Raw genomic sequence first — 20759 nt, forward strand, 5'->3', positions numbered from 1 at the left:
TGGCATGGGCTTCCTTCAGGCTATAGCCTCACAGGGACAATCACCACCTCCCGAGGAGGTGGTTTAAAGCTGACAACAAAAAAGCCCGCAGTGATGCGGGCTTAGTGGTGTTTTACGGCTTATCCGTTCAGGCTAGCGCCAGACGGGAAATCATTCCCACTCGATGGTAAAACGATCACCGTTTTCTTTATAAATCAATAAATTACCATGAGACTTATTTTGGATACCATGAAAATACCATATTTTCACATTTACTCATGCTTATTGGAGGCCATCTTTCCGCCCATCGGATGTATCCAAGAGTTCATCCACTTGATCAAGAAACGCTGCGAGCTCGCCCAGCTTACCGACTCCATCAAATCGCCATTCACGCATCGGTCTGACCATAACCAGCGCTCGTGCAATTGAAGAGAGTTTCTCTAACTCGTGATCAGTCGAGCAGCGTTGGCGCAGATAAAATTCACCCCATCTGAAGAAAGCCAGTAACCATAGTGAGACTGTGAGGGCACGGTCCCATCGAGTCCAGTTCGAGGTACTTGCAAGAGGTTGTTGCACAACCCGCTGCTGCCGTCTAAGAATGTCCTGCATTACTTTCAATATGGCTTGCTGTCGTGTGGGGCTACTGTAGGCAAAAAGAAACGCAGAGATGTTCGTTGTCTGCCCCTCACGTGCTCGGTCAAATAACAGTGATTGATCACTCAGCTTCGGTTCCAGCATATTAGCCAGCTCTTGGCTCCACAGGGCGGAGGCATCATCGTAGTGGACACGATTATTCTGCAACAAGGGAAAGATCACATCTTGGAATAACCATGGCTCAACCCAAGCCAGTTGCTGCATATGCCCGCGCATTGAGTTGACTAGGCGCGCTAGTTCTTCGGCCGGGATGTCTGGAGGCAACGCATCGTGAAGTGCCGCAACTAGACCTTTATACAGATCGATCTTCTGCGGGTTCCTTGCCATATGATGAACCATCCAGCCCAGAGCGCGAACCCGCTCGGGGTAGTCAAAAGCGGCTACCAACTGCAACACGGCATTGAGGCCTCCCGGTTTTTTCAGTTGGGTCTCAATCGCACATAACCCTAACCATTGCAGCAGACCATTACTGCTTCCAACGAGCCGATCCCGCTGTCTCGCATTGGTGCCGAACTGCACCGTCAACGAAATCTCGCTCACGACTTGACTCAATAGAGACAGCCGCACCGTATCCGGTCCTTGAGGTTCCGTGAGTACGCTAGCCATCTGCGCTTCAGCGATCAACAGCAGAGCGTCTGGGGCATACCACCACAAAAACTTAATTGTGTAGAACTCCGTCCAGGTCAGGACCGTGTATTTTACCGGATGGTATAAATGATGTGGGTGATAAGAGCTTTGTAACAACGTTTCGACTGGCATCCGGAAGAACCGAGCCTCTATTACCGTCACTTCCTTCCCAAACTCGTCATGAGTACGATTGAACGATGCCTCAAGAAACCGCGCCAAAAACTCCAGAAAACCACGTTCTGGTTCTGGTTCAAGCTCGCGTAAGAAGTATTCCTCTATGCGCGAATGAGCGAGCACGTCGCCGATTATTTCCCAGGTAGCCATAAAGTCCGTGAAGTTACCCGCTTTCTGACGCAGACAATTGTGCAGGCCTGTTGTCTCTGAGAATGCGAGTGACCCATCAGTAAGTAGGCCTAATACAGCCATTCTCTCCTTTAACGAATCACCGCTCAGGCCTTGTAAGGACTCCTCACCGACCCACGTGCTCAGAACGTCACCAGCTTGGTGTTTGTCAAGATAGTGTGGTGGCTCGTAGTTTTGCTCTGCCGTTGATGATTCCATAGAGTCGAAGAGAATCCGTATAGAAGGATCTTCTGTTTCGTCTCTGATCTGCGTAGCCCCTGCCTCCTGCATGAGGTCGGACATATATTGTTCAACATTGAGCAAAATGTCCGCAGGGATCGGAGTGATCAGCAATGGGTAATTCTCAGCAGCTTTCTGAAAAGAGTTAGACAGATTAAAGCCTGCAACAGGCAGACCATCACTCCCTATAATCAAGATGTAACGGTCATGCAGCTTACCTTCCCTCAATCCGTAGATACGGAGCTTGAGACGTCTGAGCTGTTGCCGATTGTTCTCGCAATTTTTCAGCAAGTTATTAATTCCGTTCAGGCCAGGCTCTTCAAGAGTGCTCGACGCTGGCTCTATTTCTTTGGGTCGTTTCTTTGGTAATGATCTGAAAACAATGTGGTTTGTATTATGTGCCGCACAGATCAAAAGCAGACCTAATCCCGCATCCTCGAAGTAGGGATCGAAGATGACAATCTGGTGTTGCTGGTACTTGGCCAGTAGAGTCTTGAACCATTCAATGAATTTCAGTCTACTCTCGGAATCTTCCTTTCCCCAACGCAACAGAAACTGTCCCTCTGACTTTGGTGGATGAAGTCGTTTGAAAAGAGATACGAGTTCTCGGTTGACCGGCACCCAAGGGTCCGCCTTACGCCCACCGAAGCTATTGCCGAATCCATAATCGCCGCGATTAATGGTCAGAGCTGCTTTCGCCCGCACCGACTCTGATGGGCGAACTGTCTTTTCTAGCCAATCAAACTTGACCTGACCGCCGCCGTGGTTCACAACGTGCCCCTGAAAATTAAATTCCCGGATATATCCGACCCGCCAACGGCAGCACAACAAGCCTGCATTTGGGTAATTGCTGTGGAATCCAAATATTTCCAGTTCGGTGCTATCGGTTCTCTCGCGCAGTTGATCACCTAATTCAAACTTGCACACGAACTCGCCAGCTTCATCCCTAACCGCAGAAGCCAGGCCCGAATAGACGATTTGAGCGTCATTGTAAATGCTCAGGCGAAATTGAAAACTATTAAAATGCGGCACCTGTAGCGGATTGAACCGTGCAACCAAAGTACGCGGAGAATCCACCCAATCCACACTCAGCAAGCTCTGCTCGTGATCATTAAGCGTGGGAAACACCAGCATTTCAAGGTCACCAAACCTCGTAATATCAGAACCACTGAAATCTAATCCAGTTTCCGCATTGAGACACTTGACCACCATAGTCGTCAAGTCTGGATCGTAGACACCGGCCAGAATAAATAATTCCGCCTTGTTAGCCAGGGTAATTGAGGCACTAAATGCGCCAGCTGCGCTATGCGGGCTAGAGATCGATCTCCGATCATATGCGTCGCGGTTTAGCAGGTAGGAAACTGGGCGGTAGATTTGATTGCCAATCCCTAGCGATGTAGCCCCAAATTTTTTTTCAAATCCATTTGGCAGTGTCAATTTCAACACTTCACTGACTTCAGATAGTGACTTCCCTTCACAAAGAAGCCGTAAAAGTTCCGCACAACGGCTACTTTTGATATAAAGATTAAGCCTAGTAACTTTCACCTTTGTTTGGCCAAACATCTGGAAATCGTCATTATTGCTATAGGACCAGCTATTACTAGAATGACTATAAGGAAGAAGACGACCATAAACCACACGATTTTCAGTCAACCGTTGACATTTGATCTCCAAAACCCACAACTGGAGCGCGCAGTCGCGGCTATCCGTCGTGAACAATCTAGCTAGTCGGTCATCAGTGAGCAGGTCATCTAGTTTTGGAGCCATCACATCAAAAGTCCTCGTCCGCATTCTCAATATCCGATCAAATTATTGTCTGAAACTTTAACAGGACTTATGCCTCAGGGAAATGTGGACCAACGATCTGGTGGGCTGCACAGAAAACCACCGTTTTATGAACGTTATAATGGGTTTATTGAGGAATCGATAGGTGAGAAGCATGTGTAAAGAGATACTCAAAAAATCTGACAATAACTCCGACCAAGCGTTGTCATTCGAAACCACCCCCACAAGCAAAGGTGCCCGAAGACTGACAGCCCATGAACTAGCGGAGCTTCGGCGGGATATGGCCGAGTCATCAGCCAAGATGCGGACAGAATAGGCCCGTAGACGGAACGATTGCCCGACTCAACAAGGTTTGTGATCACCAGCTTAGAGCTGACAAGCCACGCAGGGCAGGAAGTACGTTGAGCGCCGCAGGTGCGAATAAGGGACAGTGAAGAGAGTTAACCGGCTTGCCGGTTAGCTAACTTCACACATCCTGCCCTCAGATCAGCCTTGTTTCTCTCGGGGATACTCAATAGGAAAGGGCTGTTATCGCCATACATAGGATTAAGTAATGTACTTACGCCAGAAAAAGATCCAAAAAAAGATCCAGAAAAGATAAAAAGTCATATAAAACAGTAAATTACCACGAAAATACATATGCTTTACTTAGCTAAACCCAATAACTTTACACATAGTTCCCGTGCACTTTCCTACGAGCCCCCTCAATCAGCTTTCAGGGTGAGATCCTTTCCTGGCGTTCAATGCTCGGCCTCTGGCCGATTGCGCAGTCCGGCAAGGAGTAACCGTCCGCATAAAGCGGACGGTTACTCCGACTGAGGATCCTGAGATATCCTGAATATCCTGCCAAAAGAGTAAAAAATCGGGCGGGTGTGAGACGCTTTATCCTATTTTCAGCATCTATTGCTATCCCAACCTCATGCAATTTTTCCGCATCTTCCCTGAGCCTGTAACGCTCATTTCGTATCTTTTTGCTATTGAGATTTTCACCGCACACTGCGCGAATCAGGGTGTCAACATGCCATCCTCCGGCGGGCTCATGCTTGTGAGTCAATATATGGCGAGCAATAGCTTGGCTAATACCGTGTCGCAAACGGGCAATGGGCGCCAGATCGTAGTACAGGCTTAGGTCATGCTCCAATAACATGACCAGTGCGATACCAAGCCGAACTCTCCATAAGTTCCGCTCTCCTCCCGTCAGAGGATCAAGGCGTCTCATCGGTGAAGGGATAACATGATCTATCAAACCACCGATTATTGGAAAATCGAACTGTGACGTTTCAATAGTTACGGTTGCTGCTCGCAGTTCAGTCAGTAGTTTCTCAAGCTGGAAGAGGCTATACCGGCTGTCTGACAGCGTTTTCCGCACTTTAGCAGGGTCTACCAGAAGTTCGACACCACCATCGGACACATCGCGGCGACGTTCGGCACAATACAAGATTGCCTCAACAACATCTGCGTGCCGCTGTCCTAACCTCCCCTGAATAGAGCAACGGCCAAAGGATGTATTCATCCAGTTTGCCTCCCTCATGCTCGGGCGTTGAGTCGCCTGGTAGATCATCACTCGTGCCTGTGCGCTGGTACTGGTTGGAACGACCTTGTTACCAATTGTCATCAGCGCCCTCCAGAGCAATTTCCGATTTCTTGAACGGCAATACTTCTTTAGTTTTACGCCGCCTCTCCAACACAGCCGGCTTGAGTACGCCCCCCTCATTTCGGCGCAGCCAACGTTCGGGAAAAGGTGCGCCATAGTTGGCTTTGCTGACGCCAAAGCGGACGAAGTAACCTCGCTGACCGTCGTTGACCCCCAACTCTTCGGCTTCCTTTAGCGTCATCCCCGAAAGGTAGGATTGCCAACGGATGTTATCGACCAGTACAGATGAACCACGACTGGCCTGCTGTTGGTCACCAGCCCCCATCATGGTCGCACCCTTGCTGGAGTGATGGAGAAATACGATAGCGCAGCCGGTTTCGACAGCTATGGCCTCCATCCGGCCAATCACCTGTGACATTGGCCCACTGGCGTTCTCCTCCTCAATATGGAAGCGCCGCAGAGTATCCAGAATGAGCAGGCGTCGGCCATCAGCAACCTGTCTGAGTCCGTCGAACCATGCCGAAGACATAATGTCAGGACACCGACCGATCAGCGGCTCAATCAGTAATCCATCAGCTACCGCCTGCTGTTCTGTAAGCGTGAGATGTGCACCCAATACATGTAACCGATGATGAATCGTGGCGGTCGGATCTTCAGCTGGCAGGTAAGCCACAGCCCCTGTGAGGAACTTACCAATGTTCAGTAGATCTGGGCCTCCAGCAATCTGTGTCGCAAGCTGTAAGGCCAACATGGACTTACCCGCCCCACCAGGTGAAACAATTGCGCCTACAGTTCCCGCAACCATATTTGGTAGAACGTAATCAATAGGCGGCAGCAGCTCAGTAAAAGCGGCCATGAGATCGAGGGCCATGCTATTAACCTCTAATAGTCTGGCCGGGGCGTGAAGCATGGAATCCAGAAGACTTGCGCTCTTCAATCCATTTTTCGACTTCCGACAGATCCCAAGCAACATTTCTACTTGTCAGCGCAATACGGCGTGGGAATTCACCCCGCAGTTCCATGTTGTAAATTGTTCGCGCAGAAAGTGGGATCATATCCAAAAGTGCTTTTCTATTAATCAGAGTCTTGAATGCCATTGTTTGCATGTGTTTGCCTCCAGCAACTAGTGAAGGCTTTATAGTGCCAAGCAATAGAACTTGAGTAAGCGCATTAATTGGCTAAAATGGTTGACATGAAAAAGCACCAAAGATAGTCATCTGGGAAAACTGTGATCATCACATTTCGGCTGCCATCCAGCAGTTTGAAGCACTCTGGCTGCCATACTCGGTATCATCACGTCGATACCCTATCCTTCGCTTGATCAAAGAAGTCCTCGACCAAGCTGTAAATAGCTACATAAAGACTCTTCCAGCAAACTACACAGGATATCTTCCTGGTGCGGCGGTCGGTGTACCTTTCAGTGAAATTGTCAGACTGGTGGGGCTAGAGGCCATGGTCCGTATGCAACGTCAGTTGTTGCGACAGTTCATCAAAACTGAAGACCAGCAAACGGCGAAAGACCTGTGCTTTGTCGCTACGCTTGAATCTTTGATTGGATTAGTCTGGTGCTGCGCATGCAAATCCCCCAAAAGGTCTACCTCCCAAAAGGGTGTCAACCTAAATAAGCAACGAAAACATGGGTTTTGCGAATTCTGCGGAAATATGACTGAGTTTGCTACCTTTATGGCAACGGTTGAGGAGGTCCGGATTAATAATTGCGAACTCGAAGATCACAAAAAATTAGAGCTCAGTTACCAGTATTGCAGCGAGCACCGACCCAAGTTGGTAACTGGCGAGTGGAATCCTTTATATAGACAGGCAAAACGCTCCCTAACACAATTTAATATCGAACTTACTAGGCTGACTCACCAGTGCGCCAACCGCTCCAGACCTAACGCACTATCAGGCGATGAGCTGATAGATAAATATTTTTTCCAATTAATGCTGAGATTAACCTTGCAGCCAGCAGACGAAGCAGAATTTCGCAACCTAGCTCGTAGAATGGTGGACTCAAAATTTTCTGACACCAAGAAAAGAATACTTGTCCTCAAAATGTTAGGATTGAATCAGGCTAAGATTGGGCAACGGATACTAAATGCCAAGCAACAACCTATGACACGACAAGCGGTATCTAAAGCACTAGCCACAATACGTAATGAATTTTTGATCCTCAGTGGCGAACAGACTGGCAGGAGCTTTAGCTGCTAAAGTTCCTGCCACATTTTTATTTCAGAGTTATAAAATACATAGTTCAATGGGAAAGCGATTATAAAACATTCTCATTATGACTATTTTGTCCTATTTTTCTTTTTAGATTTTTTCTCCATTGCTTTGCGATTTGCCTTAGGTTTTTTCTGTTTTTTCAATGGCAATGATATAAATAATTTCTTTTCTTTCTTGGCGTACTCTTTAGTATCCACTTCGAAGCTTTTAACCATGAAAGCAACTTCACTATCTGCGACCCACCATTTATAGTCTTCTTTTCTCGAATCAATGAATGGAGCCAACTGAACAGGATTTTCAAAATGTCTTATTATATCCTCCGAGCATAAAGAATGTCCTTTCCATTGCTTATATCCAGACTTAATGTTCTTTTGCCCGTTTAAACTTGACATTACCTTGTTAATTTCAGAGCTTTTTAACAACCTCGAGAAAGAAGAATAATCAGTCACATAGACCTCATCAATACTTCCTCTCAGAGAGAACGGCAAGCAATTGAATACTACAGGAATTATGTTTACATCTGAACATTCAACACCAAAGTGTTCTTTAACCACTTCAGGATATTTGTATAGAGCACTTCTCAATCTTTTCACTTGCCGAACTGAATCATAGATAAATTTTTTATTTCTATATGTTCTTACTGGATTATACCAAGATAGAGACCGGTTTTTGCATTCTAATATAAACAAGTTACTATCTAAAATAAATGCGGCATCATACTCATATTCATCCTCTCCTCTCTTAAATTTAAAAGATTTACAATCTCCAATCACTTTTCGTATAAGATCATTGACTTCGGACTCAAACTTATATCCTTTATCACTGGAATTAGTCTCTAGAGATGAAAGTCGAGACATAACTATATTAGATATGTTTGCATGTAAAAGGCTGTTATATGATATATAACATCCCCCAGACCTTGTGGTGATCAATGGACAATCATAAAGGTCTGTAGAATCTCTTGAAAATGAGACCAAGTTTATAAAAGCTAAACTTTTCTCTCTACTTATCCCAACGTTTTCAAGAGCACTAATTATTTCCTCTTGTTCCAAGATATCACTGGTATTTTCTTCAACTATTTTTTTTGATATGTTCTGAAGAACATAGTAACACCTCACCCACTCAGCAAGCGTAAGGCAATGGTACTCTTTGGTATCCGACAGAATATCCACACAAAAAATATCGCCAAGAGTAAAACATGCAAGTACCTCCTCCTCACTGAGAAAACTACCATCCTCTATTTTCCCAACATTTTGCAAATCTCGTGTTACCATATTTCTAATATCTTTAGATGATATTATATCCATAAACACTTGAAGGGATTTTCGCCTCACTCGCTCACATGCTATTGCATCATAAAGCTCAAACTCTGATTCCTTTCTTTCATAATGATAAGAAACCTTTACACCGGCCATTCTAGCGCTTTCTGGAACATCTTCACCTTCACACACATGGATATCACCACCAAATATTAAACTTCTCTGGCTTATGTCTTCTAATTCCATCCATGAACGAGCCAAAAGAGCAATCGAGCCTGCCTGATATACATTATCATCCTCAACAGCAACTTCATCAGGCACTATTATTTTATCATCAGAAAACCATTTAAAGTGATACGCTAGAAGTTTTAAAGTTATAGATAAATATTTAATTATATTTTCAGATGCTCCATCAGCAGAAAAAACATTACCATTATCATCTACTATATTTACGTAAGGCGAAAGGTATTTACTTTTTGGTTTTTTGTTTAAAGATTTTTCTATGCCGCCATGAATTAACTTAAATTCTTCCTCGGCCCGTTTAATGTGAGACCAAACCTGTATAGCCTCATCATACTTACTTATCTCACACTGGTTTATGAATGAAGATAATCGATCAAAAAGATTTTCTGATACATCAAGTAAAATACTCTTAGAGTGAAGCAAATTATGAATATCATGGTATTCATCAGGAATAGTTCCCTTGAGTTTCATGATGAATTCATTTCGTTTTTTGCGCCCCTCCTTATCTCTTATACAAATAATTTCTGGGCGACTCAATGTACTGTTTATGATATTGTAAATGTAATCAGAATTAACAACACCGCCTTTTAAATATTCATCTAACAGTTCTATTTTAAACTCATTCAATTCAGTTAACATATCACCCTCAATATCACACAATCATATTGTAAAATAACTAAATATTATTCAGTCCATTCATCAATCATATCAGCCCAGTCCTGCAACATCACAGTGCGCTGCTCGCGATATTCAGCCTTGTTATATACCGCTCTCACGCCCTTTTGCTCATGAGCAAGGCATTTCTCGATCCAATCAGTGTTATAGCCAGCTTCATGTAGCAGGGTGCTAGCCGTGCGTCTCAGGTCATGGGGACCAAATTTGGCGAGCGGCTTGCCTTCTTTCTGTGCCAGTGTATAGGTCATGGTCATCACCCGATTCAGGGTGGCACTGCTCATGGGCAAATCTGAATCGTAACGGGATGGCAGAATATAGCTAGAGCCACCAGAGAAGGTCTTCAAAGCGACCAGGATGTCCAGGGCTTGTCTGGATAGAAACACAAGATGCGGGGTTCGCCGCTTCATCCGCTCTTTTGGGATGGTCCAAAGAGCCTCGCTGAAATTGATCTCGTTCCAGGTCGCATTGGTCAGCTCACTTTTGCGCACCATGGTCAAAAGCAGCAACTTTACCGCCGCACGGATGGAGGGCGATGTACCAATCCGCCCCATATATTCATACATAAGCCGGATTTCTGCAGGCGACAAAGTTCGATCTCGCGGCTCAAATCTGGCGATGCTCGTTGGCCTCACAAGGTCAGCTGGGTTTTCAACCTTCTGCCCTCGTTCGATGGCCCAACGATAAATCTGCAGCACTATGTCACGGGTATGAACAGCCGTTGCTGGAGCCCCTCGCTCCACAATGGCATCCGTCAGCATGCGCAAATCTTCATGGGTGATCTCGGTCAACTTCTGGTTGCCAAATTTCGTTTCCAGCTCCCGCGCATAGACTGAGCGACGCATATCCCGGGTGGAGTCGGCCATCTGATAGCCACGCAGCCATTTCTGAGCCCAGGCACCAAAGGTTTCAGCACCTTTCGTTCTCGCCTTAGCACGAGCTTTCTCTTTGGCCGGAGACTTTCCATCAGTAACCATTCGCTTCGCTTCATTGAGACGCTCACGTGCTTCTGCTAACGTTATGCCTCCTACTCCGTAGCGGCCAAAGGTTATGGTTTCTTGCCTGCCATTGATCGAATGGTTGTAGCGGAAGGAGATAGACCCTGTGGTTGTGACGGCAACATAGAGGCCATCACGGTCATTGACTTTGTAAAGTTTATCCTTGGGTTTGAGATTGCGTAGCTTAGTATCAGTCAGCATGTTTCATCCTATTATTCTTGTTTGATACCATGCTGAAAAACCTCTAAATAACTGGAGGTTAATGCTTATAAAACAGAAAGATATGAAAATTTAATACCATGCCCCATTACAAACACTCAGCATGGTATCGGGCGTAATCCATGGCATTACCAATGAATCATACCCATCAAAATACCAAGGTCAAACCGTGCTTGGCGTTGCCAGACATTACCAAAAATGGCTAAGCCAAAAACAAAAAAAGTCCGCACTTACGCGGACTTAGATATCATTTAGTGCTTGTTAATGCCAGACCTTTCTTAAAGGAGCATTATTCCCACTCGATGGTGGCCGGCGGCTTGCCGGAGATGTCGTACACCACGCGAGAGATGCCGTTGACTTCGTTGATGATGCGGTTGGAGACGCGACCCAGGAAGTCGTAAGGCAGATGCGCCCAGTGGGCGGTCATGAAGTCGATGGTCTCTACCGCACGCAGCGAGACGACCCAGTCATATTTACGCCCATCGCCCATCACACCGACGGAGCGTACCGGCAGGAAGACGGTGAAGGCCTGGCTGACCTTGTTATACAGGTCGGCCTTGTGCAACTCTTCAATGAAGATGGCGTCGGCGCGGCGCAGCAGATCGCAGTAGGGCTTCTTCACTTCGCCCAGCACGCGCACGCCCAGACCCGGTCCCGGGAACGGGTGACGGTACAGCATGTCGTGCGGCAAGCCCAGCTCCAGACCGATCTTGCGCACTTCATCCTTAAACAGCTCTTTCAGCGGCTCAACCAGACCCAGCTTCATCTCTTCCGGCAGGCCACCCACGTTATGGTGTGACTTGATCACGTGCGCCTTGCCGGTGGCAGAGGCGGCGGATTCGATCACGTCCGGGTAGATGGTGCCCTGTGCCAGCCACTTGACCTGAGGCAGCTTGGCGGCCTCCTCATCGAACACCTCGATGAACACGCGACCGATGGTCTTACGCTTGGCTTCCGGGTCGGCGATGCCGGCCAGCGCGGCGAGGAAGCGATCTTCGGCGTTGACATGGATGATGTTCAGGCCGAACTGGTCGCCAAACATCGCCATCACCTGCTCGGCCTCATTCAGGCGCAGCAGGCCGTTGTCGACGAAGACACAGGTCAGGCGCTTGCCGATGGCGCGATGCAACAGCAGCGCAGTGACGGAGGAGTCGACACCACCGGACAGACCGAGGATCACCTCGTCGTCGCCGATCTGCTCGCGCATGCGCGCCACGGCGTCTTCGATGATGGTCGCCGGCGTCCACAGTGCGGCACAGCCGCAGATATCCAGGACGAAGCGTTGCAGCATACGCTGGCCCTGATGGGTGTGAGTCACCTCAGGGTGGAACTGCACGCCGTAGAAACGCTTCTCTTCGTTTGCCATGATGGCAAACGGGCAGCTCTCGGTGCTGGCGACGGTGGTGAAGTCAGCCGGAATGGCGGTCACCTTGTCACCGTGGCTCATCCACACATCCAGCACGGCCTTGCCGTCGTCGCTGAGGGAATCCTGAATGCCGTCGAACAAGGCGCTGGGCGACGTGATCTCTACCTTGGCATAGCCGAACTCACGCTCGGTAGAGCTTTCTACTCGGCCGCCCATCTGCATGGCCATGGTCTGCATGCCGTAACAGACGCCCAGTACCGGGACGCCAGCCTGGAAGACATACTCCGGCGCGCGCGGGCTGCCGCTTTCCGTCGTGCTCTCCGGGCCGCCGGAAAGGATGATGCCGCTCGGGTTGAAGTCACGGATCTGCGCTTCGCTGACATCCCATGCCCACAGCTCGCAGTAAACGCCGATTTCACGTACGCGACGGGCCAACAACTGGGTGTACTGTGAACCGAAATCCAGGATCAGAATGCGGTCTTGATGAATATTTTGCGTCATTAGTGGCTCTATATTGGCAAATTGAACGGGCAAAACGGTACAAACTCAGTGGGTCAGGCAAATGCCTGACCCGGCTCGCCGGATTATGAACCCAGGCGGTAGTTAGGTGATTCTTTGGTGATGGTGACGTCATGCACGTGGCTTTCCTGGATACCGGAGCCCGTGATACGAACGAATTGCGCCTTGGTGCGCAACTCGTCGATGGTCGCACAACCGGTCAGCCCCATGCAGGAGCGCAGGCCACCCATCTGCTGATGGACGATCTCTTTCAGGCGGCCCTTATAGGCCACGCGCCCTTCGATGCCTTCCGGCACCAGTTTGTCGGCGGCGTTGTCGCTCTGGAAGTAACGGTCGGAGGAGCCTTTGGACATCGCGCCCAGAGAGCCCATGCCACGGTAAGACTTGAAGGAGCGCCCCTGATACAGTTCGATCTCACCCGGGGACTCTTCGGTACCGGCCAGCATCGAGCCGACCATGACGCAGGCGGCGCCAGCGGCCAGAGCCTTGGCGATGTCGCCAGAGAAGCGGATGCCCCCATCGGCGATCACCGGGATACCGGTGCCTTCCAGGGCGGCGACGGCGTCGGAGACGGCGGTGATCTGCGGCACACCGACACCGGTGACGATACGGGTGGTACAGATGGAGCCCGGACCGATACCCACTTTAACGGCGTTGACACCCGCGTCGGCCAGTGCCTTGGCGCCGGCGGCGGTGGCGACGTTACCACCGATGATCTGCAACTGCGGGAACTTGGCGCGTGTCTCGCGAATACGCTGCAACACACCTTCGGAATGACCGTGTGAGGAGTCGATCAGCAACACGTCGACACCGGCTTCCACCAGGGCGGCAATACGCTCTTCGTTACCGGCACCGGCACCGACGGCGGCACCGACGCGCAGGCGACCGTGCTCATCCTTACAGGCGTTCGGCTTACGCTCGGCCTTCTGGAAATCTTTTACCGTGATCATACCGAGCAGATGGAAGCTATCGTCCACCACCAGCGCCTTCTCAACGCGCTTCTCGTGCATGCGCTGCAGCACCACTTCGCGGGCCTCGCCCTCTTTCACCGTCACCAGACGCTCTTTCGGCGTCATCACGGCGGTCACCGGCAGGTCTAGATCGGTCACGAAGCGCACATCGCGACCCGTGATGATCCCCACCAGCTCATTACCTTCGGTTACCACCGGGTAACCGGCGAAGCCGTTACGCTCGGTCAGCGCCTTGACTTCGCGCAGGGTGGTGGTCGGCGTGACGGTCTGCGGATCGGTCACAACACCGGATTCGTGCTTCTTCACCCGGCGCACTTCATCGGCTTGACGCTCGATGGACATGTTTTTATGGATAAAACCGATACCGCCTTCCTGCGCCAGGGCAATCGCCAGGCGTGCCTCGGTGACAGTGTCCATCGCGGCGGACAACATCGGAATATTTAGGCGGATAGAGGCAGTCAGCTGAGTGCCAAGTTCGGCGGTATTCGGCAGAACGGTAGAATGGGCAGGAACTAAGAGAACGTCGTCGAACGTCAGGGCTTCTTTAACAATACGTAGCATGAGCAATATCTCACCAGAGTGGAAGGTCAAACCAGATTTAATATTGCCGCGGCATTATACAGGCCGGAATCGGTTGCCTCCAGCATTTTTTTCAAAAATATCTTGCGATGCATGTTCATGCATGTAGTATCGACTAATTAACAGTATGATTTTAAGTTTGATCTAGGTCACATGACGCAGCCTGTTACCCCCACCATCTTTACCGTCAGCCGGTTGAACCAGACCGTGCGCCAACTGTTGGAGCTGGAGATGGGGCAGATCTGGCTGTCGGCCGAAATCTCCAACTTCTCCCAACCCGCCTCCGGCCACTGGTACTTTACCCTTAAGGATGACAAGGCCCAGGTGCGTTGCGCCATGTTTCGCAACAGCAACCGGCGCGTCACCTTCCGCCCGCAGAATGGCCAACAGGTGCTGGTCCGAGCCAGCATCACCCTGTATGAGCCGCGCGGCGACTACCAGCTGATCGCCGAAAGCATGCAACCCGCCGGTGACGGCCTGTTGCAGCAACAGTTCGATGCACTCAAGCAACGTCTGCAAGCCGAGGGATTATTCGACATCCGCCATAAGCAGCCCTTGCCGCAGCCGGCACGTTGCGTCGGGGTGATCACCTCGGCCAGTGGGGCGGCGCTGCACGATGTGCTGCATGTGTTGCGCCGGCGCGATCCGGCCCTGCCGGTGGTGATCTACCCCAGCGCGGTACAGGGGGCTGAGGCTCCGGCGCAGTTGGTTGGCGCCATCGAACGCGCCAACCAACGGGCGGAGTGTGACGTCTTGATCGTCGGACGCGGCGGCGGATCGTTGGAGGATCTGTGGAGCTTTAACGACGAGCGAGTCGCGCGGGCGATCTTCGCCAGCCGTATCCCCATCGTCAGCGCCGTGGGCCACGAGACCGACGTCAGCATCGCCGATTTCGTCGCCGACCTGCGTGCGCCGACCCCCTCGGCGGCGGCGGAAGTGGTCAGCCGTAACCGTGATGAGTTACTACGCCGCCTACTGAGTCAGCGTCAGCGCCTGGAGATGGCGCTGGACTATGCCCTGGCGCGCCAGCGTCAACGCCTGCAACAGCTGCACCACCGCCTGGCGCAACAGCATCCCCAACTGCGCCTGGCGCGCCAACAGGCGCAGTTACTCGTCCTGCGCCGCCGTCTGGCGCAAGCCATGGATACCCGTCTGCGTCAGGCGGAACGGCGTTGGCGCCACGGCGCCGAACGCCTCGCCCAACACTCACCGCAACATAGCCTGCGCAACCGGGCCTACCAACTGCAACAATGGCAACACCGCCTAGAGAGCCAGCTGCAACGGCGCATGGCCGAGCAGCGCGAATGCTTCGCCACCCTGTGCGCCCGCCTCGAAGGGGTCAGCCCTCTGGCCACGCTGGCGCGCGGCTTCAGCGTCACCCAGTGCGCCGATGGCCACGTGCTACGCCGACGGGCTCAAGTCGCCGTGGGTGACGTGCTACGCACGCGTCTGGAGGATGGCTGGATCGAGAGTCAAGTGACGGGAAGCGTGCCGCTCGCGCCTCGCCGCCGCCGGCGTAAGCCGCACGATGAAACCTAACGCCATACCGACCGGCGGCGTACTCAGCGGGCACGCGCCTGCTCCAACAAGCGCGCGGTGGCGATAGCCTCGATCAAGCGCGGGCGATTGATACGGGGCGAAGCGCCGTCCAATAGGCGCTGCCAGAGAGCGATCGCCCGTGGGTAATCCGCCTGTCTAAAGGCCGCCTCCGCCAGCAACATCAAAGCCGACACCTCTTGCGCGTCTAAACGCAATGCCGCCGTCACATCGGCTTGCGCTGGCGGCGTCATACGCTGCCCGGCGGCGTAGTAGTGTGCCGTCGCCCGCGCTGCCAGCAACTCGGCATTTTCGCCACGGAGCTGCAACGCCCGATCATAGGCGCGCAAGGCCTCGCGATACTCGTTCCGCTCCAGGTAGCGCTGCGCCAAGGCTGCCCACGCCGCGCTATCTTGCGGCGCCGCACGCACCGCCAACCAGCGCTGAGTCAACTGCTGATCGGCCTGCTGCTGAGCGGTCATCTGCGCCGCCTCCTGCTGCTGACGTTGCGCCTGCCACACCATGCTGCCCCGCCCACTCAGCCCATACAGCAGCAACGCCAGTAAGATGGCCAGCAGCGGCCCGAGTAGAGCACCTCCACGCACGCTCATCGCCGCCTCCGCCATAGACCGATCAGTATCAACGCCAACAGCAACGGCGGTAATCCCCATAACGGCATGGTATGGCGATTGATCGCCGGCTGATAGCGGACAAACTCGCCGTAACGCGCCGTCATAAAGTCGACGATCTGCGCCTCGCCCTGCCCCTGCGCCACCCGGCGGAAGACCTCATGACGCATCGCGACGGCCACCGGCGCGTTCGACTCTAACAGGTTTTGATTCTGGCACTGGGGACAGCGCAGCTGGGCGGCGATGGCTAATCCCTGCTCGCGCGCCTGTGGTGTCGGGAATTCCCAGGTATCCACCACCTGCGCCCACAGTGGGCCCGCCAGGGCCAGCCACAACCCGCTCGCTCTCCAGAGCATCGCCATACGCATCAACGCCGCCCTCCTTTCACCAGGCACAACAGTGCCCCAACGATCATCAGGATCGCCCCGGCGCCGATCCAACGGATCCCCTGGCGCAGGTAGAGACGAAGCGCATAGCGCTCCCCCTGCTTCTCCGCCATCAAGCCATACCAATCGTAACGCCATCCCCAGGCGATGCCCGGTTCGAACATTGCCTGATTACGGGCGAGGTAATAGCGCCGTTCCGGGTAGAGATGCGCCACCTGCCGTCCCTCGTGCCATACCGTGATCTCCCCTCGCTCGGCGGTATAGTTGCTGCGGGCGAACTGCGTCACCCCCTGTAAGGTAAAACGATACGCGTCTAACTGTACCGACTCACCGGGCGCCAACACCACGCTGCGCTCCTGCTGCCCACTGGCATAGGCCGCGATCCCCAGCGCGCACAATAACGCTCCCAGATGTGCCAAACGGACGCCCGCCGCCAACGGACGGCGCAAGCCACGATAGAGCATCAACGCCAGCGCCAGCAGGGCGAAGGGCAACAATACGCTATTGAAATAGGGCGCCCCGACCGAGATACGCCCCCATCCCAACAAGCCATACAGCATCGGATAGAGCGTCCCCACCAGCACGATCAGCGTGGCGGCGCTAAACAGCCACAGTATCCCCTGCAAGGCGCGCGTGGGCACGGCCGAGACACGGCTCAAACGCCCGGCGTAGAGGGCGTATAGCGTCAGTGCGCCGATGGAGAGGCCGCCGAACAGCAGCAATAAGGCCAGCGCCCGCTCCTCATCCAGGGCGAAGGCATGCACCGACAGCAGGACGCCGGAGCGCACGATCAACGTCCCCATCAGGGTGAAGATCAGCGAGGCCAAGGCCAGCAACAACGACCAATGCGCTAAGGCGCCAGTGCGTCGGGTGACGTTCAGGCTATGCAATAAGGCCGTGGCCGTCAGCCACGGCAGCAGCGAGGCATTCTCGACCGGATCCCAGAACCAGAATCCCCCCCAGCCCAGCTCGCTGTAAGCCCACCAGGAGCCGAGCATAATGCCGCCCGTCAGACAACCCCAGGCGGGTAACAGCCAGCGCCAGCAGCCATCGGCCATCGCCTGCGCCGTCTGATGCGCCAACAGCCCGGCCAGGAGGCGCGCAGCGCAGAGCGCCAGACCGGCATAGCCTAGGTAGAGTAACGGCGGATGGAAGATCAGCCCGGGATGCTGCAACATCGGGTTGAGATCTCGCCCCTGTAGGGGCGCAGGGAACTGCCGGGCGAAAGGATCGCCCAGGGTGACGATAAACACCAAGAAGGCGGCGATCATCAGCGCCATCAGCCCCAGGGTATAGTCGCGCGCCGGCGTCGCCTGTCGGCGAGCGCCCCAGGCGAATAATGCATTCCAGCCAGCCAGACACAACAGCCATAACAGCAGCGAACCTTCGTGTCCCCCCCAGGCGGCGGCCAGTTTCAGCCCCCAGGCCAGCGCCGAATGGCTATGCTGTGCCACATAGTGCAGGGTGAAATCATCCGCCAGTAGGGCCTGTAACAGCAGCAGAAAGGCGGCCAGTACCAACCCCCCTTGCGCCCATGCCCAGCAGCGAGGATGCCACGCCGGCAGGCGACGCGCTAAGACGAGACCGCGCAACGCCGCCAGCAGACTGACACACAGCGCCAACAATAAGGCAAAGAAGCCCAGTTCAGGCCACCACAGCATGACGCCTCCTTAGGCGTGAGGAGTGCGTCATACTCAGGCGACGGTCAATTGGCCGGCATACAGCACGAAGAAGCGTAACAGCAGCACCCCACACAGAGTCAGCCCCGCGCTCCACAGAATACGCCGTGCCTCGCTCCAACGCCGGTAGGCATGCACCAACTGCGGTGCCGCCATCCCCACACCGACGACCCCTAGCCAGAGCCACCAGCTCCAGAAGCCCCCATCCACCACACTGTGAAAGGCGCGTACCTTACCCTCATCCCCCAACGCCAGGCCGACCAGGAAGGCCGCCAGGAGGAAGATCTCCAGCCAGACGATGGGGACCTCGACACGATGCAGGAAGCGCCGCTCCCGATGCCCCGCCTCTCCGTGCCCCCAGCGCCCCAGCGAGGCAAGCAGTGCCACCGCCACGCCGGAGGAGAGGCCGGAAAACAGGAACAGCGCAGGCAACAACGGGTGATTCAGCATCGGATACGACTTCAGCGCCGACAGCAGGAAACCGGTGTAGGCGCCCAGCAGGATCGCCAGCACCAGTAAGAGGGTCTCCAAGGGGCGTAAGGCGGCATGTAGGCGTGCCAACCAACGTGGCAACCACACCGCGCGCGGCAACCAACGATGTTGCAAGGCACTCAGCTCGGTATGGAATACCAATGCCAGCCACAGCAACAGCGCCAACATGTAGACCTGAAACAGCATAACCCCCATCGACATCACCGAGGTCGGGCTGTAGTGCAGCATCAGCTTCCAGAATGTCCAGGGACGCGCCAGATGGAAGATCAGGATCAACAGCCCCAACATGACCGAGCCGGGTGCCAACCATAAGGTGACGCGCATCAACGCACTCTGACTCTCACCGGCTCCCGGCGTGCTACGACGCAGCACGATCGCCAAGACCACCAGCCCCGAGGAGATGCCGATCAGAAACAGGTACACCGCGATCGGCCAGTCCCACACCAGCGACGGAAAATGAAACGGCGATGTCATTGAGTCACCTCCCCGTAACGGAACGGAATGCGATACAGCTTGGGACGCGTGCCCAACGCCAGCTTGTAGCGATAGGTCGTCTGGCTACGCAACAGGCGGCTCACCGCACTGTCGGGATCGTCCAAATTGCCAAAAGTCAACGCCTGGGTCGGGCAGGCCAGCACGCAGGCTGGCGCCTTCCCCGCCTTCAGGTTGGTCTTGCGACAGAAATCGCACTTATCCGCCGTCTTGCTGACCGGGTGGATAAAGCGCACCCGGTAAGGACAGGCGGCGATACAGTACTGACAGCCGACGCACAGATCGGGATCGACGTCGACGATGCCGCTAGCGGCATCGCGAAACGACGCTCCCGTCGGACAGACCTCGACACAAGGTGGCGAGTCACAATGCTGGCAGGAGTGGCGAAAGAAACGATATTTCACCTCGGGGAAACTACCGATGGGGTCGCTGCGCAGGATCTCCAGGCGGGAGACGCCCTCCGGCACCTGATTGACCTCGCGACACGCCTCCATACATGCGGTACAACCGATACAGCGCGTCTCGTCATACACCATCCCCAAGCGGACGCCCTGCGGCGTCGTGCTGGCGGCCACCACCCGCGGCAAGACGCCGCCGGACAGGGCCATCACCCCCAACCCGGCAATAAAGCGGCGACGCGAGCAACTCATGGCTGTGGCTCCTTAGTCGGCGTTGCCGACGGCAGGGTCAGCGTCACCGCCGCGCCATCGAAGGCCGGGTTATTCTGCTGTTGACGGTGGCAGTCGACGCACAGCGTGATACGCTCACGCTCGTTCAGCCGGATGACCGGATCGACGGCGGGATGGGCGCGATGACAGGCGGCGCAGGTGACATTCGTCAGATGCACGTCATGCGGCCAGAAGGCCTTCTGTAGCTTCTCCGGCAGGTGACAGGAGAGGCACACACTGTTCTGCTGTGCCGCACTGTGACCATCGCGGTTGAAGCGCATCACATCCGGCGCGCCATCGCGATGCGTCTCCAACGACACATTGCCGTGACAGTTGGTGCAACTGATAGCCTGTTGGGTATTGGGGTTCAACTCCTTCGCGTGACGCCCATGCAGGGCATCCTGCGGCTGTTTATGACAATCCAGGCAAGCCTGGTTCGGGTCGCGTTGCGCCGCGACCTCCGTCGAGGCGGCCGACACGGCACCGGGCGTAGCCTGTGCTACGGCCAATGATGGGGCAGCCAGCGCCAGACCTCCGAGCAGCACCCCAACGCTAAAAAACGAACGCAGTCGGTTCATGATGACTCCATCTGCCATGCCCCGCTAAC

Annotated in this window: 15 protein-coding genes and 1 pseudogene; 2 read left to right on the forward strand and 14 right to left on the reverse strand. The window is 53.6% G+C overall.

What is annotated here, in order from left to right; genetic code table 11:
• Window positions 1-261: 261 nt before the first annotated feature.
• The 4 genes and pseudogenes from ACEQFP_RS15170 to ACEQFP_RS15185 all read right to left on the reverse strand — a co-directional run bounded on the left by ACEQFP_RS15170 (window position 262) and on the right by ACEQFP_RS15185 (window position 6327).
• Complete coding sequence (locus tag ACEQFP_RS15170; RefSeq protein ID WP_370547229.1) at window positions 262-3609, reverse strand: VPA1262 family protein; 3348 nt, start codon at window positions 3607-3609, stop codon at window positions 262-264.
• Window positions 3610-4489: 880 nt separating this feature from the next.
• Window positions 4490-5242 (reverse strand): annotated as a pseudogene (locus ACEQFP_RS15175) (ABC transporter ATPase); the annotation flags it as partial.
• Window positions 5229-6092: a helicase RepA family protein gene (locus ACEQFP_RS15180; protein WP_370547228.1), complete on the reverse strand. Its 864-nt coding sequence runs from the start codon at window positions 6090-6092 to the stop codon at window positions 5229-5231. The pseudogene ACEQFP_RS15175 and the gene ACEQFP_RS15180, both read right to left, overlap by 14 nt.
• Window positions 6093-6096: 4 nt before the next feature.
• Window positions 6097-6327 carry an AlpA family transcriptional regulator gene (locus ACEQFP_RS15185; RefSeq protein WP_040046762.1) on the reverse strand — a complete coding sequence of 77 codons (231 nt, stop codon included), beginning with the start codon at window positions 6325-6327 and terminating at the stop codon, window positions 6097-6099.
• 211 nt (window positions 6328-6538) lie between these two features.
• On the opposite strand from ACEQFP_RS15185, the gene ACEQFP_RS15190 reads away from it, so the two are divergent.
• Window positions 6539-7429: a LuxR family transcriptional regulator gene (locus ACEQFP_RS15190; RefSeq protein WP_370547227.1), complete on the forward strand. Its 891-nt coding sequence runs from the start codon at window positions 6539-6541 to the stop codon at window positions 7427-7429.
• Between the two features lie 80 nt (window positions 7430-7509).
• Here the strand turns inward: ACEQFP_RS15190 and ACEQFP_RS15195 are convergent, their stop codons facing one another.
• The 4 genes from ACEQFP_RS15195 to guaB form a co-directional block, all read right to left on the reverse strand.
• Entirely contained in the window at window positions 7510-9585 is a 2076-nt protein-coding gene (locus tag ACEQFP_RS15195) for a nuclease-related domain-containing protein (protein ID WP_370547226.1), read from the reverse strand.
• Between the two features lie 44 nt (window positions 9586-9629).
• Entirely contained in the window at window positions 9630-10817 is a 1188-nt protein-coding gene (locus tag ACEQFP_RS15200; protein WP_370547225.1) for a tyrosine-type recombinase/integrase, read from the reverse strand.
• Window positions 10818-11124: 307 nt separating this feature from the next.
• On the reverse strand, window positions 11125-12702 hold the full coding sequence (guaA, locus tag ACEQFP_RS15205; RefSeq protein WP_005289513.1) for a glutamine-hydrolyzing GMP synthase: 1578 nt from the start codon (window positions 12700-12702) through the stop codon (window positions 11125-11127).
• A gap of 83 nt (window positions 12703-12785) precedes the next feature.
• Window positions 12786-14252 (reverse strand): IMP dehydrogenase, encoded by a 1467-nt coding sequence (guaB, locus tag ACEQFP_RS15210; RefSeq protein WP_005289515.1) that lies wholly within the window; start codon window positions 14250-14252, stop codon window positions 12786-12788.
• Window positions 14253-14423: 171 nt separating this feature from the next.
• On the opposite strand from guaB, the gene xseA reads away from it, so the two are divergent.
• Entirely contained in the window at window positions 14424-15809 is a 1386-nt protein-coding gene (xseA, locus tag ACEQFP_RS15215; RefSeq protein WP_068871699.1) for an exodeoxyribonuclease VII large subunit, read from the forward strand.
• 23 nt (window positions 15810-15832) lie between these two features.
• Here the strand turns inward: xseA and ACEQFP_RS15220 are convergent, their stop codons facing one another.
• The 6 genes from ACEQFP_RS15220 to nrfB are packed head-to-tail and all read right to left on the reverse strand — an operon-like array spanning window position 15833 to window position 20730.
• Entirely contained in the window at window positions 15833-16417 is a 585-nt protein-coding gene (locus tag ACEQFP_RS15220) for a heme lyase NrfEFG subunit NrfG (protein WP_068871769.1), read from the reverse strand.
• The gene (locus ACEQFP_RS15225) at window positions 16414-16803 is read right to left on the reverse strand and encodes a cytochrome c-type biogenesis protein CcmH (protein ID WP_005289523.1); all 390 of its coding nucleotides are present in this window, start codon (window positions 16801-16803) and stop codon (window positions 16414-16416) included. The genes ACEQFP_RS15220 and ACEQFP_RS15225 overlap by 4 nt, the downstream gene beginning before the upstream one ends.
• A complete protein-coding gene (nrfE, locus tag ACEQFP_RS15230; protein WP_068871697.1) occupies window positions 16803-18482 on the reverse strand; it encodes a heme lyase NrfEFG subunit NrfE in 1680 nt (559 codons plus the stop codon). Before nrfE ends, ACEQFP_RS15225 begins: the two co-directional genes overlap by 1 nt.
• 33 nt (window positions 18483-18515) lie before the next feature.
• Window positions 18516-19466: a cytochrome c nitrite reductase subunit NrfD gene (gene nrfD / locus ACEQFP_RS15235; protein WP_035600143.1), complete on the reverse strand. Its 951-nt coding sequence runs from the start codon at window positions 19464-19466 to the stop codon at window positions 18516-18518.
• The gene (nrfC, locus tag ACEQFP_RS15240) at window positions 19463-20134 is read right to left on the reverse strand and encodes a cytochrome c nitrite reductase Fe-S protein (protein ID WP_035600146.1); all 672 of its coding nucleotides are present in this window, start codon (window positions 20132-20134) and stop codon (window positions 19463-19465) included. The genes nrfD and nrfC overlap by 4 nt, the downstream gene beginning before the upstream one ends.
• Window positions 20131-20730: a cytochrome c nitrite reductase pentaheme subunit gene (gene nrfB, locus ACEQFP_RS15245; protein ID WP_047059273.1), complete on the reverse strand. Its 600-nt coding sequence runs from the start codon at window positions 20728-20730 to the stop codon at window positions 20131-20133. Before nrfB ends, nrfC begins: the two co-directional genes overlap by 4 nt.
• Window positions 20731-20759: the final 29 nt, after the last annotated feature.

It is taken from the genome of Edwardsiella sp. A.80236, assembly GCF_044540725.1.
GTDB classification, from domain to species: Bacteria; Pseudomonadota; Gammaproteobacteria; order Enterobacterales; family Enterobacteriaceae; genus Edwardsiella; species Edwardsiella tarda.